The sequence below is a fragment of the Clostridium sp. ATCC 25772 genome (assembly GCF_001573875.1).
Lineage (GTDB): Bacteria > Bacillota > Clostridia > Clostridiales > Clostridiaceae > Clostridium_J > Clostridium_J senegalense.
This window is the reverse complement of sequence record NZ_LFRG01000017.1, coordinates 18,544-37,175: the sequence shown is the minus strand read 5'-3', so window position 1 is coordinate 37,175 and position 18,632 is coordinate 18,544. Positions and strand designations below refer to the sequence as shown.

Genomic DNA, 18,632 nt, shown 5'->3' with positions numbered 1-18,632 from the left:
CTTTAGATTTTATTGATAATCTTTCGATTTCACTGTAAAAATAACTTATGGAAAATATACTTTGGTACGCCTGTCCTTCTTGTTACGGCTGTACATTTAGGTATTAACCTTCGCTTGGTTCTATATGATGACCTTAAAATTTAATCTATTAAGATATTTATCTATAGTAAAGTAAAACTTCTAAATAAGAACTTTTTCTAAGTATGGTTCCATCACAAATGGGACAGGCACGGTAAGTTTATTTTCTTCGTTAACATCTGATGCTCTCCTAACTTTACATTTCTACCTAAAAAATCAAAGCCAGTCCCGAACCTCTACGCAGCAAAGCTACTTCATTTCAAAGAAACTGGTGATCCAGTTTCATCCTGAACTCTTAACTTTTAACTATTAACTCTTAACTATTTAAGGGACTGGCTAACTTTTCTTACTTATGGTAATTAAATTTAAAGAGCTGCTCGCTATTTTATGGAGCTATATTAGTCGTGCCTGTCCCATTTGTTACGGTTGCAAACCCTGAATCTAACTTTGTTTAATTTAACATCCTAAACTTAGAATTTACTCCCTTAAATTCAAAGAAACTGGTAGTCCAGTTTCATCCCTAACTTTTAACTGTTAACTATTAACTCTTAACTATCTAACTCCAGTTTCCTCCACCATTGTCAAATGTCAATTGTCCATTGTCAATTCCTAATTAATTGTCTCTTGTCAATTTTTCAAACTCTCTAGTCATTAATTACAATAAAAAGTACCTAAATGATAAATCACTTAGGTACTTTTATGTTTTTTATTTACTTTCTGTTGATTTCTCTGGAGTTTTATCTTCTACCTTTAACTTAATATCTGAAGAATCTCTTAAATTTTCTCCACTTACATCTTCTATAAATGAATATTTATTATTTTCATTCATAAAGAATATCGGTTCAGCTTTTAGTTTTACTTTTCCACTTTCAATATATTTTTTAAATTCACCATCTTCAATTTTCATAGTGACAACCTTTTTATTTTCTGAATTGTTCGGATTATTTATTGTAGGATATTGATAATTTCCTACAAATATATTATCTTTACTAGTGAAAAATTTAATTGAGTTAAACATCCTTTTATTCCAATCACTACTATCAACATCTATATCACCATTAAATATCAACTCTAAAGTACTATCATCTTTGTAAAATTTAGCCTCAGTTAATGTAGTGTTACCTTTATCTATTTCATCTACACTGAAATTTCCTTGTTTATCTAATTCAATTGGTTTTTCACCTTTTTCTTTAATCTTAATCTCCCATCCTCGTCCATCTAATATCGGTGATGAAGACTTTCTTGGATTTAAAGTAATATTCTCAGCAGTCATCATATATTCTAAGAATCTTTGAGATGTTTCATTGTTCCCAATTTTTAAAGGTATAGTTACAAAGCCATCATTGTTGTTAATTATTTTATCTATATCTGGATAATATGCCAGACTTCCTTTATTACTACTTTTAAATTCTATAGAATTAAATAGATTTTTAATTGTATTCTCATTAATAGGATTAGAAAAGCTAAGCTCTAATTGTTTTTTATTATAATCATAAGTTGCACCTTTTAATTCTGTTTCCATATTTTCTTTCAACTCAACCTCTGTACTATATTCATTAACTAATTCTTTTCTACCTTCAGCTGAAACAACATTTTTAACGATTACCTGAGCCTTTTGCTGAGTATTTACTGTACTTCTATCTATAACAGCTGTTACGATATTATCATTTATACTAATAGATTTATTGATAGCTGTATTGTCACTTAATGTAATTTCTACATTACTATGATACATTCTTGGTTTTTCGCTAAACCAAATTTCTAACACATTATCATGTCCTTTTTGAATAGTCTTTATATAGGCTATATCAAGTTCTGTTCTAGTTATTTCATTCGCTTTTCCTTCTTCAGATTCAACACCATTTTTATCCTTTTCATACCCCATGTGTTGAAGTTTCAAATCTTTTCCTGCCATCATAGATCTAAATTTATCTGATATATTAAACGTATAGGTTATAGTTTTATTATCTGCACTTATATCTACAGTAGGTATTCCTGATATATCATGATTATCATATTTAGTTTCATTAATTGTTGATGTCATTTTATATTTCTTAGTAAAATCACCATCTTCTTCCAACTCTTTTTTTGATGCAATTTGCATTGGCTCACTATATACAATAGTTAATTTTCCAGTTGATGCTTCATATCTTTGCTCCACCACATATGGCGCAGTATTATCTCTCACAGTTACCGTTCCTTTAGCTTCTTTTAAAACCCTTCCACTTTGAGCTTTTATGTTATTAATATTTAAAGTAGCATTCCATTCTGGTTTATCACCATTTGTATTCCCTACATTTACAGTACCATCTCCAAATGTAACTTTTGCTACCATAAGGTTCTTTACCTTGTTTGCTTCATCTTCTATAAAGTCAATTTTTGTAGCCTTTTTAGCAATTTCTCCATTGTCATCACTAAGACTAAAACTTTCTAAAGATGGTGTGTTTATTTTTTCATTAAAATAAACTAAAAATATATTTTCTCCAGGTTTTCTACCCACATTCTTATCTGTATATATCTCTACTTTATCTACTTTAAAGCCTTCATTTATAGGTTTTATATGAATTTTTTCAGGTCCATATTTTTCTTGAACATTTCCTGCAAAGTCTTCAGCTTTTTCAACTGATATTTGATAATCTTCACCATTTGGTTTATCAGGTTTAACTAATCCATGGCTTTTTATAGCTTCATAACTTATTTTTGCAGTATCTCTAGTTAGTGTATCTAACGTGATTTCATTTGATTTAAACGTGGTGCTTCCACTAATATACCCACCAGTCATAGTTACATTGGCTATTGGATAATTTTCTTTATCTATTGGTTTATCCTTTATAGGTTCTGAAAATCTTATTATGATTTCTCCAGTTCTTTCATCATATCTTATTGATGTAACTTCTGGTTTCTTTGAATCTTTCAACGTCAATGTTTCATTATATCTAACTATGTTAGCGCCATCTGTAGTTACAACATTTTCTGTTACTAAAACATTATATTTACCTTCAAAAAATTTATTATTATTAAAATCCCTTTTTATAACTAGTGTTCTTCTATCTGGCGATAACTTACCATATAACTCATCACTAAAATCTATATTACTATCTGTTTTGTTATCTCCTACAGAAGTTATAGAAATATTATTTTTTAATATCTTCCCATTTCCATCTAAAACTGTGCTTACATTTATTGGTGATGCAAATACTATTTCCATTTCTTTAGAATTAATTAGTTTTACACTTTCAACTTTTCTTTCCTCACTAGGTTTTACAAGTCTAATATTTTGATTGTATCTAACCATTTCTAATCCTCTATAGTCTGTTGCCCCACTTACTGCAACTTGTACAGTCTTACCTATAGCTTCAAGTTCATTTAATTTTTTTCTATTTAATACAATTTTATCTTTAGTATTACTAAAAGATACATTTTGATCTTCTGTTACATATTTTCCGTCTATAGTTATATTAGGAAATTTTTTAATAGGTTCAGTAAAGTTTATTGTTAATTCTCCATAAGTATCATTATAAATAACACTTTCTACCTGTGGTGCTATTTGATCTACTATTCTAAGTCTTTCCACATAAGGCTCTAATGATAATCCATCTTTTGTTTTCACCTTATCAGATACTCTTATATCATAAGTTCCATTAAATATTTTTCCCTTACTAATATCTCTTGTTATTGTTAAAGTTTTCTTATCGCTTTCAAGTCTTGCATAAAACTCATCTAAACCATCAATATCTCCTTCTATTGTATGGTCATCAGTTGCAGAAATATCTATTACATCTCTTTTTAACTTTCCATTATATATAACAGTACTTTCATCTATCGGTGAACCAAAATGTATTTGAATTTGCTCACAGTTCTTATAATCTACAAATCCTACCTCTGTTTCCCCTACATTTTTAAAATTCAATGTAAAATTTACTTTTTCTACAGCCTTTCTATTTAGTCCATATCCAACTTCTGTTAAGAGTTTTGAGTTTCTTGATTTTAAATATTCTTCTTGAGTACCATGTAACTCTGTACCCAACAATATAACTGGTGAATTTTCTTTAGCTGCAACTGAACCTGCTGCTAATGCATCTACTAATTGATTTTGATTTAAGCTACCATCTTTAGCTAAATAAACATTGTATAAATCATTAGTATTAAAGAAATATTCTAAAACTTCTGCATTGGTTTCCCATCTATTTTGGCCAAATAATCGCTCTGAATTATTTAGTTTATTTTCTACATCAACAGAAATAGCTGCCTTTCCACCTATAATATAGCTTTTACTTATCTTTTCATCATTCATCCATTTTTCTGAACGCCATAAGTCATCTCTTGAAGATAAAATTATAGGTATATGTCTACTAGCTGCCGGTGATGCTACCGATAATGCATCTGCTAATCCTGTTATGCCATTTACAACTGCAACTTCACTTATATCTTCTTTCTTGTCCATTTCCTTAGCTACATTTAATGAAGTTTCATATCTATCTGAACCTGCAATTCTATAAACATTGCATCCAAGTTTTTTTAAATCGTTAACAACACTATCTGAAACTACACTTTTTCCACCTACAATATAGACATTAGAAGCCTTAAGTCTTCTTATTTCATCTCTAGTATCAAAATTTAAACTATTTTTTTCTGTTAAAAGTATTGGTGCATCCTTCATTTTTGCATAAGGTGTTGCCGATAATGCATCAGCTATTGATGTTCCATTTACTAGTACAACATTACTTGCTCTATTAAAACCATACTCACTAACTTTGACTGCTGTTTCATATCTATTTTCTCCTGCTAATACATACTTTTGTGTAGATGCAAAAGTTGTACCACTAGAAAAAACTAAACATCCAGCTAAAATCATAGCCAATATGTTTCTTTTCTTCAATCAAATCCCCCCATTGGTAAAACTACCTCTTTATTTAAGAATTAAATAATTTAGTATTTATATTAATATTTAATTCTTACCCTATATTATCGGAATTTTTATAGAAAATTTTATACAAAACTCACTATAAATTGAAAATACTTCCGAAATTCAAAACTCCAATATTAAATATTGGAGTTTAAAGAAACCAAATTTCAGTTTCAACCCTAACTCTTAACTATCTCAGGGACTGGCTAACTTTTCTTACTTATGGTAAGTAAATTTGAAGAGCTGCTCGCTATTTTATGGAGCTATATTAGTCGTGCCTGTCCCATTTGTTACGGTTGTAAACTTTGAATTTAACTCTAGTTAGTTTTATATCTCAAACTCAAAATTTACTCCCTCTAATTCAAAGAAACTGGCAGTCTAGTTTCGACCAACATTGTCAAATGTCCATTGTCCATTGTCAATTTTTTTAAACTCTTTATATCAACTAAGCAAGCAAATCCTTACAGTATTAGATCCATCACAAGTGGGACAGGTTCATTTGCGGCTATTTTCTTCGCTTAACTGTAGATTCCACAAATACTCCATTTCCATAACAAAATAAGCAAAGAACCAGTACCTGATAAATACGCTGCTTTGCAGCTCAAGTACTGGTTCTTTGCTTGGTAATTTATTTTATCTAGCCTTTTTATTGAGTACTAGAGTTTTTTATGGTGGTACAACTAAATGAACCTGTCCTTCTTGTTACGGCTGCACACTTTAAAAATATTACATATTTTCAGTTAAGAGTGAATAGTTAACAGTTGTGGTTATTACTACTCACTTCGTTCCTAGTAATTCTCAACGTATTTTTGAATCTAGTTTTACTAACAAAATCTAAGTAATCAATAAATTATAATCTTAGCTCCATAACAAATGGGACAGGCACGGTAAATTTATTTTCTTTGTTAACATCTGATGCTCTCCTAACTTTACATTTCTACCTAAAACATCAAAGCCAGTCCCGAACCTCTACGTAGCAAAGCTACTTTATTTCAAAGAAACTGGTGATCCAGTTTCATCCTGAACTTTTAACTTTTAACTATTAACTCTTAACTATTTAAAGGACCGGCTTTAATTGCTTTAGGTTTTATTGATAATCTTTCGATTTCACTGTGAAAATAACTTATGAAAAATATACTTAGGTACGCCTGTCCTTCTTGTTACGGATGTACCCTTAGATATTAACCTTACCTTAGTTTTATATAATAAATTTAAAACTTCTTCTATTAAGATATTTATTATCTATAGTAAAGTAAAACTCCTAAATAAGAACTTTTTCTAAGTATGGTTCCATCACAAATGGGACAGGCACGGTAAATTTATTTTCTTTGTTAACATCTGATGCTCTCCTAACTTTACATTTCTACCTAAAACATCAAAGCCAGTCCCGAACCTCTACGTAGCAAAGCTACTTTATTTCAAAGAAACTGGTGATCCAGTTTCATCCTGAACTCTTAACTTTTAACTATTAACTCTTAACTATTTAAAGGACCGGCTTTAATTGCTTTAGGTTTTATTGATAATCTTTCGATTTCACTGTGAAAATAACTTATGAAAAACATACTTAGGTACGCCTGTCCTTCTTGTTACGGCTATACATTTTGAATATATCTTTAATTTGTTTTATTTCTCAAACTCAAATTTTACTCCTTCTAATTTAAAAGAAAGTGGTTGCCACTTTCATCCTGAACTTTTAACTGTTAACTCTTAACTATTAACTCTCTAAAGCTCTTCTAACTTTATACTTCTATCTAAAAATTTAAAACCAGTCCCGAACAACTACGCTACATAGTAGCTACCTGGGGACTGGCTAACTTTTCTTACTTATGGTAACTAAATTTAAAGAGCTGCTCGCTATTTTATGGAGCTATATTAGTCGTGCCTGTCCCATTTGTTACGGTTGTAAACTTTGAATTTAACTCTAGTTAGTTTTATATCTCAAACTCAAAATTTACTCCCTCTAATTCAAAGAAACTGGTAGCCCAGTTTCCTCCAACATTGTCAAATGTCCATTGCCCTTTGTCAATTTCTAAATAAGTTGCCCTTTGTCAATTTACAAAAACACTCATATCTTCTACAGGATATGAGTGTTTTTTATATGTATTATTTCATTTTTAAATTACTATTTATTTCTTTTGCGTTAGGTTTTTCTTTTTTATTTTTTAGTTCATCATTTTTATTTAAAGTTTCTTTTTCATGTTCTTTTGTTTTATTTTCATCTACTTTTTCTTCTATATTTATTGTTTCTGTCTTATCTTTATCATTTTCTTTTTTATCTTCTATATTTATAGTTTTCTTATTTCCTTTATCTTCTTTATTTTCTTCTATATTTATAGTCTCTTTTTTGTCTTCTTTATCTTCTTTGTTTTCTTCTATGTTTATAATTTCTTTTTTGTCTTCCTTATCTTCTTTGTTTTCTTCTATGTTTATAGTTTCTTTTTTGTCTTCTTTATCTTCCTTATTCTCTTCTATGTTTATGGTTTCTTTTTTATTATCTTTATTTTTTATTCTATCTTCCTTAGAGTTCTCTTTTTCCAATCTTATCTCTTCAATTGGTTCAACTTTTTCATCAGTTTTTTCATCTTCTGTGTTTATTGATAAAGAATTACTGTTTCCTATCAATTCAACTTCTTGAAGCTTTTCTTTAAACATTTCATTATCTATACTTTTAACATTACATATCTTTATAAGTCCATTTTTGTCTGGTTCACTTAAATTTTGTTCTACTGTAATTATTACAGTGTTACCTTCTTTTTTTAAAGTTATAGGAAGTTCTTTACCCATTTTAGTCATAACTTTAAAATTTTCTTTAGTTAGTGATTCATCATTAACTTCTTTTTTAAACTTTGCTACAAAGACATTTTTATTTTTTTCACTACCATGAGCAACTCTAGGTTCTTTAATCATATTAATTTTTTCATTTTTAGCTTCTTCTTTTACATTTTTATTTTCTTTATTATTTTGATTTTTATTATCAGTTTCAGCTGGTTCTTTCATATTAGCTTCTTTTTTTACTGATAAATTCATTGTAAATTCCCCAATTGGGCTTCCTGTAGCAGATTTAATATCTTTACTTAAAGTTATAACATATTCTCCATCAAAATCAGAACCATCAATTTTAGTTATTATAATTGTCTTTCCATCTTCTGATAGCTTGCCTTTTACATTTTCTTTATCCTTGCCATCTTTTAATGTTATAGCCATATTTTGACCAATTAATCTTCCATCTTTATATAAAATATAATCCTTATCTATTTTTTCTGAAAAAACTATCTCTAACTCTTTAGAATTTTTAAATTTTGCAGAGTTAACTTTAAATTCCTCAACTGGGTTAGAATTTAAAGTGTATACCATTTCAATTTGATTATTACCTTTAACTAAATTATCTTTAGCTAACACAACTTTGTAAGAACCTAATGTAACTGCAGTAGTTACTACCACTAACCCAAATAAAATTTTTTTCTTCATTGCTATATCGCTCCCTTTCTAAAAAAACATAATACCCCTTTAGTTTTCCTAGAAGCGATGAAATTATTCAGTATTTTAAATTTTTTCAAAATTAAAAACCTAGCAAGTAGGGGATTTGCTAGGTTTTTTTGACAATACATTTAGCGAACAAAATATCATCTCTATGAAGTTTATTTCTGTATTGTACATACAGATGCTACGCATCTTATGAAATATTATATACTAAGAAGTTCAAAGTTGCAATTATTTTATATTTATTCTTCATTTAATAATAATTATCCGAACGGACTTTATCTAGTTGAATTTTACTCACTTTAATTTAAAGAAACTGGACTAAAGTCCATTGTCCATTGTCAACTGTCAATTTTTTAAACTCTTATCTATTAACCAATTAAGATTCTTAACTATCTAGCTTTTCACTACAAAATCTATCCCCTTGCAGAAACTGCTATATTTTCTAATTTCATAGTTTCTACAATTTCATTCATAAGATCATTGTAATCCCATATAGCTACAATTTTATCATCTAAAAACTTAAAAGATAAATTAAAAACTTTTTTTATGCCTGTAGGTAGTTTTAAACTTATATTAGCTTCTTTGAATCCAACATATCCTACATACTTTTCTTCACTATCTTTAAATTTTATATTTTGTTCATCATTAATTGCATACATATCATTATTTATTTTCTTTACTTTTATATTACTATTAGTAAACAAATATCCAGCACCTTCCATAGTCATTTCAAATTCTTCTACAATACCTGAAAAATGAAATTCTGTTAATATCTTATTTAATTCTTGTCCACTAAAAAGTTTTACTTTCTCCTTTTCATTTTTTATAAAATATTTCACTATATTAACATCTATCTTTTCTAAATCAACATTTTCTATTATGTTATTTTCAATAAACTTTATATTTATAGCCTTACTTAAATCAAGACTTTGAAAACTCTCAAACTTAATTTTAACTAAATTTCCTTCTATATCTACTTTTTCAACCTTATTTACAAATTTAAGATATTTATTATCCTCTTCCATTAAATTTATTTCAAAAATATCAAAGAAATTGTTTTTTATTAATTTACTATCTAAATTTCTATTTAAATTTAAAGAAAAAGTTTTTGTTAAAATATTATAATCTGCATCTAAAATTTTTAAATGTTCCTCTACAACTTCATTAACTTCTTCTATATACTCATCTTTTTCGTAACTTTCAATTTCTTTATTATCTAAATTAAATCCTATATTTGTGCTTTTATCTAAAACTTCATGTTCTTCAAGTTTTAATGTATTATTTTTATCTTCCTGTACAACTATCTCTATATCTTCGCAACAATTATTTAACTCTTCACCACAAATTTTTCTTAAAACGATAGAAGATTTATCTCCATAATCTTTGAAGGTCTTAAACTCGAAATTTTCATTATTAAATACAATTTCAACCTTATCTTCCTCTTCATTAAAGCCTTCTATCTCCATAATTTCAGATAAATTTATATAAATCATAATAAAAGCCTCCCCTATTTTAAATATTCTTCTCTACATAACATAACTTGTTATTAACTTAGCGCTTTAAATTTAAATTTGAACTTATGCTCTTATCAAATGAAAAAAAATACTATTATCACAACACTAGTAGATATAGCTTATTCAAGTTGATGCTTTACTAATAATTCTAATGGTACTTTTCCTACTCTTTATAAACTTATAACAAAAGTTTGATGAATAAACTTAAATATCAGCTTATTTCCCTATATAAGAAACCTCTTTTAATTATAGTATATTTTTACATTTTTTCAACTTATTAGATAAGTCATTCTGTTAAAATAGTTTAAACTAAGCCCTATGCTTAGTTTCATAATCTGCTATATAAATTTCTGTCACTAATTAGTTTAATAATTTTTAAATATACTCCTTATTAGTATAAACGTACTCTTTTTACTAAAACTTTAGTATCTATAGATTTTTCTATAAATTTATCACTTTAATAACTTATTTAACCACAAAAAAAGAAACTGGAAATCCAGTTTCTTTTTTTACTCCCCTAAAATATAAATCCGCACAATAAAAATCCTAGTATTATTATTATTCCTGAATATATAAGGTCAACCAAACAATATCCCATTATATCTTTGGCTCCAAGACCAGCTATTCCTAGTGCAGGTAATGCCCAGAATGGTTGAATCATATTTGTCCAAGCATCTCCCCACGCAATAGACATAGATGTTACTGCTGCTGGAACTCCTAAAGCTTGACCTGCTGGCAACATTATAGGAGCTTGCACTGCCCATTGTCCTCCACCAGAAGGAACAAAGAAGTTAACTATACCAGCACTCAAGAATGAGAATATTGGAAATGTAGTCTTAGTAGATATAGATACAAATCCTGTTGATATAACTCCTGCCAATGATGCTCCATCAGCATTAGCACCTATCATCATTCCTGTTATTCCTGCATAAAATGGGAACTGAAGTATAATTCCAGCTGAACCTTTAGCGGCATCCCCTATTGCTGCAACATAATTTCTTGGTGTTTTATGAAGCAATATACCAGTAAATAAGAATATAGTATTTACAATATCTAAGTTTAAATTAAATCCTTTAGTCATAAAGTAATAAATTATATAAGAAAACCCTAAAATGCAAAGAAGTATTGATATTACAGGGCTTGTCTCAATTTTATCTGCTGGCGTAACCGCTACAGAACTTGCAACTTCTTCTTTAGAATCCTCTAACAAAGATGGGTCTATAACAACAGTATCCTTTTCACTTGGATGCATAGCTCTATTAACAAGTGGTAATGTTACCATAAGCACTATTAAAGTTATTAACATAACAGGGTTAAATATAGTCTCACTTGTTGGGATAGCCTTATCTATAACCCCTCTAGTTAATTGCTTAACATCTTCTCCACCACTTGCTACAGTTAGTGGAATAGAACCAGAAAGTCCTGCATGCCAAACTAAAAATCCAGAATATGCTGATGCTATCAATAAACGATAGTCAACCTTCTTAACTTGACTTGCAACCTCTTTTGCAAATATAGCTCCTATAACAAGTCCAAATCCCCAGTTAATCCAACATGCTACTAATGAAATAAAAGTAACTATTATAATTGCTTGAAATTGATTTTTAGGCACTTTCGCCATTTTTTTTAGTAATTTGTTAAAAGCTGGAGCATTTGCAAGAGCATGTCCCAAAACTAGAACTAATGCCATTTGCATGGAAAAGGCTAATAATGTCCACATTCCATTTCCCCAGTGTCCAACCATTTGAACTGGTGTTTGACCTGTTAAAATCATACCTAGAACAAAAACTAAAACTGTAAGTACTGCTGCAAAGATAAATGGATCTGGTAAGTATTTTTGAACTAACTTAACACAGCCATTTGTAAATTTTTTAAACATAACATACCCTCCTCTTTCCTAAGCAATTGAGAATTAAGAGTATTACTAATTTTATAAAGTTATTTCCTTTATTGCGACTAAACCTATTTTATTTAAAAATTCATCTAAAACTACATATATTACAAAAACAAATACTTTGATTCCACATCTCATTTCTTAATTGCCTAAAACCTATTTGATTTTTTGTTCCTTGAATTTTATAGCAAAATAATGTTTATTAATGCATTAAATATATAAAAAATAAAATTAAAATTATTTTGCTATATAGCTCTGAAATTAAATTTTAATTTTGAGCAGCAAAAAAGTGAGCATATGCTCAAGTTCAATTTGAAATCAAGAAAATATATAATTTCTTGAACAAATTAAAAGTGGGTATATTTCACTATATTTGTTTTTCAATTCAAAATAATTATACAATTCTACAGCATATTTTTCAACTTATATATCTAAAAAATACAAAACCTTACAAATTTTTCACTAAAATTTTGTTATAACCTAATATTTTTCTATTATTTTTTTGAAAATATCTTAAAATTTATAACTAATAACTTAGTTTTAGTTATTGCTATTCACTTCGTTCCTAGTAATGCTAAACGTACTTTTAAACCTAGCTTTACTAACAAAATCTAAGTAAGTAATCCTCTAAAGTTCTACTTCAATTACAAATGGGACTTTTTCAGTTAAGCGTTAATAATTAATAGTTATGGTTATTACTCTTCGCTTTGCTCCTAGTAATGCTAAACGTAATTTTTATAAATTTGCAAAGCAAATTATATGATTAGATTAAAAGAAAGTGGTTGCCACTTTCATCCTGAATTCTTAATTCATAATTCTTAATCCTTAATTTTTTTAATTATCCTTTGTCCATTGTCAATTTTCTAAAACTCTCTACCTCAACTAACCAATCAATTACCCCAAGTTCTGCCTCCATCACAAGTGGGACAGGTTCATTTATGGCTATTTTCTTCGTTTAAACTGTAGATTCCACAAATACTCCATTTCCATAACAAAATAAGCAAAGAACCAGTACCTGATAAATACGCTGCTTTGCAGCTCAAGTACTGGTTCTTTGCTTGGTAATTTATTTTATCTACCCTTTTTATTGAGTACTAGAGTTTTTTATGGTGGTACAACTAAATGAACCTGTCCTTCTTGTTACGGCTGTGAATTTTGAATCTAGCTTTAGTTAATTTAATCTCCCAAGCTCAAATTTTACTCTATTAAATTGAAAGAAACTGGACCAAAGTCCAGTTTCCTCCTTAACTTTTAACTGTTAACTATTAACTCTTAACTATCTAAACTCCAGTTTCCTCCCTCACTGTCTAACATCTAGACAACAGCTTAGTGTTTTTTACCACTGATATTTATATGAAACGTATTCCTCTTCTAAAATGCGTAAAGTATAACCTTTTAAATCTATATTATATTTCTTAGCTACTTCAAAGACTTGTTGTGATACTTCATTCACTGTCATACCAAGTTGTGAAATATTCAAATTTAATACATCATCTTTATTTAAAAGAGAGTTTTTTATTATTTCATCTAATTCTTCTTTACTATAAACCCTTACAAATTCATTCCCATTAATATCTGTTTCTAAAACATTCATGTTTTCAGCAGAATATTTTGTTCCATTAGCAGCTGGAAAGCTTTGCTCATATTCTCCTCTTATATGGTCTTCATTAAACTTTGTATCATCTAAATTAAAATATCTATGGGAAACCTTTAACATTCTATCACTAGAATTTGTGTAAGTAGGGTCATCCCAAGTAGCATCAACATTATACCACTGTCCATCATCTAACTTAACCATGTTCCAAGCATGTCCAACATTGCCTTCTAGATTTCCTGTAACATACTTACACTCTATTCCTACAGCTGTTAATAGTTCATGCATTGCCTTTGCATAACTTTCACAAACTCCTATTCCATCAATTAAAACTCCATATGAATTATGGTCTTCTGGAACATATATTCCCTGTTCATAATTTTCCACGTCATACTCAGCATTTTCTACTATATAATCATGTATAGCTAATTCTTTTTCTGCACTACTCATATCATCAGTTATAATATTTTTTATAATATCATTAACTTTAATTTTTACTGCTGCTTTTTCCATATCCATAGTTTCTTTATCTAAAGAATACTTAAAATTTATATTTAAAATTCTTTCTGAGCTATTTATACCACCGAAAATATTTGCTTCTGCACCTGTATATCCATAGTTTATATTTGGATTTTCAATAAGAATCTCATTTATCTTTTTTAAACTATAATCATTATCATTATAATTACTTATCTTTAAAATTAAATTAGTATCAAACTTTTCTAGTGCTGTTTTCAATGCAGCTTTATATTCCTCCTGTGAATTTATAATTACTGTTTCATCTCCAGTAATACTTTTTTTCTTCACAGTAGCATAAAATTCTTTTACATCGGAAACTTCCCCTTTACTTAAAACTGCTGTTAATTTTACAGTAACATCTTTTAATATTGGTCTTCTTACTTTGCCTTCACTACTTATAACTGTATTATTACTACTTGTCCACTTTATACTTACATCTTTTTCACTTTCTATAGGTAAATTCAAATTATCTGTTACATTTGATAAATCACCTAATGTTAAATTTTCTTTTGCCCATTTAACATCTTCACTATCTGTATTAGGAATTTCTTTTGATTTTATATTCTTAATTAATTCATTTGATACAAATTTTTCTCCACCTAAAGCGATTATTTTAGTTGTATCTGTTACTTTTTCTTGTAAAATATTTAATGTTTTTTTAGTAATCTCATTGTTAGTTAAAACTATCGGTCCATTAGTATCTCCAGCCAATACTGATGCTGTTAACGAATCTACTAAATGATTATTATTTCCATTAGCTATATAAAGACTTTCTAAATCACTAGAATAAAAGTTTTTAATAACTTCACCATTGGTTTCATATCTATCTTTCCCAAATATTCTTTCTGCTTTTAAGCTCTTTATTAAGCTTTCTGACAATAAAGTTTCTCCACCAATAGCATAAACCTTTTCTGCATCGTAAGTGACACTTTTTAATTGTGATGAAACATTGTATTTATCCTCTGCTAAAATTATTGGCATAGAATTTTTAGATGCTATTGGTGCTATAGAAAGTGCATCTGGTATAGCACTTCCTGATACCAAACAAACATTTTTACAATCACCATTTAAACTTTTATATTCTTCTAATATATTTAATGCTGTTTCGTATCTATCTCCGCCCCCTAACCTTACAGTTAATATGCCATTTAATAAAAGTTCTAATTCAACTTTATGAGAAATATTAGACTCTCCTGTTGGTATATATACTTTTTTTACATTTCTACTTTTTAACTCTTTTAAAATTTCACTATTAACTTTATCTTTTAAATCATTTAAAAGAATAGGTGCCTTTAATTCATAAGCCAGTGGTGCCACTGTTAAAGAATCAACTAAATTTTTATCAGCAGCTGGTGCTAGAATAGCTTTATTTATATTTAAAGAATTATTTTTATAAAATTCTTCTGCTACTTTAATTGAAGTTTCTATTCTATTTTCTCCTGCTAATCTTATAACTTCACCCTCATTATCTACAGCTAAAACAGGAATCGTAGTTAAAGATAACATACCTGCAATGCAAAAACTTAATAACCTTTTACTTTTTAATATCATAAAATCTTTCCCCTTTATATAATAAGTATTTTTAATTCACAATAACCTAATTATTATATCGTAAAATTATACTAAAATTTTACACTATAACAATATAACACCTTACAAAAATTAAAAATTAAGTTTTAACTTATTACTAAAAGCTTTTTATTCTCAAGACAATTGAACAAATTTATATATTCCTACTAATTAAGATAACTTTTAAATATTATTAAAATTAAAACAACACCTTAAATATTTAAGATGTTGTTTTAATAATTATTCTATCCAGTTATATTCTTGAACTCTATTATTATTTTGCATAAGATATGCTGGAACATAGCCTTGATTTGGTAGTTCATATACATTTCCTGAACTTAAACCTACTGCATATACCATTGACCATTCTAAATCTTGTGGTGCAGCAAAACAGATAAAATCTTCCTCTGGTATTCCCCAATGTTTTACTATCTCTTTCCAATTGTTATTATTACTATCTTCTATTATTCCAACAGTATGTCCTTCTTCTAAAAACTTCTTAACAAGATTTACATTTGCTATTAAAAGCGCTCTTGCCTCATCTGCTGTTATAACTTGATTTTGAGGTTCTTCTTTTTCTTCAATTTTTTCATCTACTTGAGATTCTCTATTTTCCTCTTTATTTTCCTCTTTATTTTCATCTGATTCTTTTACTATCTCTATTTCTTCTTCATATTGTGGTTGCTCTACTATATTTTCATCTATTTGGTTTTCTTTTTGAATTTCTTCTTGATTTTCTTCTATGTCATTACAGCCACTAATATTCGTTTTTTCTGTTTTGTTAGTGTTACTTTCCACCTTTAATTCTTCATTAACCTTAGTATCATTTGTCTTTTCCGTACTTATAGTTATAGTATTAGTTTCTTTATTCTTAGCATTTTTTGTTGGATATGCACATCCAAGTAATGTTAAAGCACAAAGTAAAATTGATATAATCTTTTTAAAATTCATAGTATAATTCCTCCTGAAATAAATCCAAAATAATCTTTTGATTAATATAAATAAATTAATTTTTTAATATAATAAAAATATTCATGCTCACATTTTATAATTTTTTTAACTACCTTCTTTTCTATAAATTTAAGTACACTTTTACTAAGCTAAAATAATACACAATGTATAATAAAAAACTATTCTTTCCACTTATATTCTTTTACTCTTTCCCCATTTTCCATAACATATGCTGGTACACCGCCTTGACTTGATATTCTATATACATTCTTTGAACTCATTCCTACAACATAATTTCTTATTACATGAGAATCATTCTTTAATGTAAAATATATAAATTCCTCTTGTGGAATATCCCAATATTTTGAAACATCACACCATCCCATATCAGGTGAATATTCTACTTTATTTAAAATACCTCCATCTTCTATGTTCTTTAGAACATCTTTTGAATCTGCAACCTTTATAAGTTCTTTTGCACTTTCTTCTGTTATTGTTTCATTTTTAGGCTGTGATACATCTTCATTTGATGTTTTTTCTTCTGTTATTGTTTGTTGTTGCTTATTTTCTACTGCAACATTTTCTTTTTGTGAAACGTTTTCTTTATCTTCACTAGCTGTATTCTTTTTTTCATCTTCCTTTTTAGTTTCTTCTTTTACTTTATTATCGTCTTTTTTCTCAGTACTTTCAGTTTTAGGTTTAGTTTCTTCTTTTTTATTTTCTTCCTTTGAAGAACTACATCCCACCAATGTTAAAGTACACATTAAAATTAATAAACCCTTTTTAAAATTCATTGTATAATACCTCCAAAATTAACTATTCTTGTTTTAACATTAATGTATAAAATAGTATATATTTGTTTTATGTTTTTAAATTATTTTTTACTTTTATATGTTTTTTGTAATATATTAGAGTTTTTTATTTAAAAAGCTCCAAAATGAAACATAAATTTAATAAATTCTTCTTTAAATGTACACTTAAAATTAATTTCAACATCATTGTACTGCTAATATGTAAAATAGTACATAGTTTTTTAAAAACTGTAACTATTTTGTAATTTAAGACTTTAATACAATAAAGTTCTTTGTAATTTGTTGTAAAACAAGTGAAATTAATTCCATAAAAAAAGACTATCTAATCTAACTTTTCTAGATTAAATAGCCTTACGTTATAAAGTAATTCTCAATTATCATATTTCTTATATCCAACTTTCTTTATTATTATTGTATTAATTTTCTTCCATCAACTAATATGCCTATAAATAGTATTTTTAAAATCTCTATTGATAAATCTAAAAATTTTTTCATTAATTTTCCACCTTTCTTTTGTTAATCTAATTATATTTATTTTAATATGTTATTTTAATTATTGTGCTAACTTTCTTCCATCTACCAATACCCCTATAAATAATACTTTTAAAATTTCCATTGTAACCTTTGATATTTTTTTCATAATTTATTCCACCTTTCTTCTTTTTTATTATTTAATTGATTTTTTTATTTTGCTAAGCTTTTAGCATCTACTAATACTCCTATAAACATTACTCTTACTATTTCCATTGCTATTTTTGTTACTTTTTTCATTCATCTCTCCACCTTTCCTCTTGTTGATTTAATTATATTCCCTTTGCTTTAAACTAAAAATTTATTTGGATTAAAATTAAATTTCATCTTTGTAATGTTTCCTTATATTAATGTAATAACTTTCTTCCATCTACCAATATCCCTATAAATAATACTTTTAAAATTTCCATTGTAGACTTTGATGCTTTTTTCATAATTTATTCCATATTTCTTTTTTTTATTATTTAATTGATTTTTTATTTTGCCAAGCTTTTAGCATCTACTAATACTCCTATAAACATTACTCTTACTATTTCCATTGTTATTTTTGTTACTTTTTTCATTCATCTCTCCACCTTTCCTCTTGTTGATTTAATTATATTCCCTTTGCTTTAAACTAAAAATTTATTTGGATTAAAATTAAATTTCATCTTTGTAATGTTTCCTTATATTAATGTAATAACTTTCTTCCGTCTACCAATACCCCTATAAATAATACTTTTAAAACTTCCATTGTAGCCTTTGATGCTTTTTTCATAATCAACTCCACCTTTCTTCTTGT

Annotated in this window: 7 protein-coding genes; all 7 read right to left on the bottom strand. The window is 27.6% G+C overall.

From position 1 onward, the window contains the following. Positions 1–784 precede the first annotated feature (784 nt). The 7 genes from AZI32_RS08595 to AZI32_RS08565 all read right to left on the bottom strand — a co-directional run bounded on the left by AZI32_RS08595 (position 785) and on the right by AZI32_RS08565 (position 17,302). Positions 785–4,957 carry a cell wall-binding repeat-containing protein gene (locus AZI32_RS08595; protein ID WP_061995450.1) on the bottom strand — a complete coding sequence of 1,391 codons (4,173 nt, stop codon included), beginning with the start codon at positions 4,955–4,957 and terminating at the stop codon, positions 785–787. 2,130 nt (positions 4,958–7,087) lie between these two features. Then, positions 7,088–8,452, bottom strand: coding sequence for an Ig-like domain-containing protein (locus AZI32_RS18390; RefSeq protein WP_061995449.1), 1,365 nt, complete (start codon positions 8,450–8,452; stop codon positions 7,088–7,090). 428 nt (positions 8,453–8,880) lie between these two features. Next, the gene (locus AZI32_RS08585) at positions 8,881–9,960 is read right to left on the bottom strand and encodes a hypothetical protein (RefSeq protein ID WP_061995448.1); all 1,080 of its coding nucleotides are present in this window, start codon (positions 9,958–9,960) and stop codon (positions 8,881–8,883) included. Positions 9,961–10,498: 538 nt separating this feature from the next. Further along, positions 10,499–11,860 (bottom strand): TIGR00366 family protein, encoded by a 1,362-nt coding sequence (locus AZI32_RS08580; protein WP_061995447.1) that lies wholly within the window; start codon positions 11,858–11,860, stop codon positions 10,499–10,501. A 1,351-nt stretch (positions 11,861–13,211) separates the two neighbouring features. Then, on the bottom strand, positions 13,212–15,539 hold the full coding sequence (locus tag AZI32_RS08575; protein ID WP_061995446.1) for a cell wall-binding repeat-containing protein: 2,328 nt from the start codon (positions 15,537–15,539) through the stop codon (positions 13,212–13,214). Positions 15,540–15,797: 258 nt separating this feature from the next. Beyond that, positions 15,798–16,508: a hypothetical protein gene (locus AZI32_RS08570; protein WP_061995445.1), complete on the bottom strand. Its 711-nt coding sequence runs from the start codon at positions 16,506–16,508 to the stop codon at positions 15,798–15,800. A gap of 179 nt (positions 16,509–16,687) precedes the next feature. After that, a complete protein-coding gene (locus AZI32_RS08565; RefSeq protein WP_061995444.1) occupies positions 16,688–17,302 on the bottom strand; it encodes a hypothetical protein in 615 nt (204 codons plus the stop codon). Positions 17,303–18,632 lie beyond the last annotated feature (1,330 nt).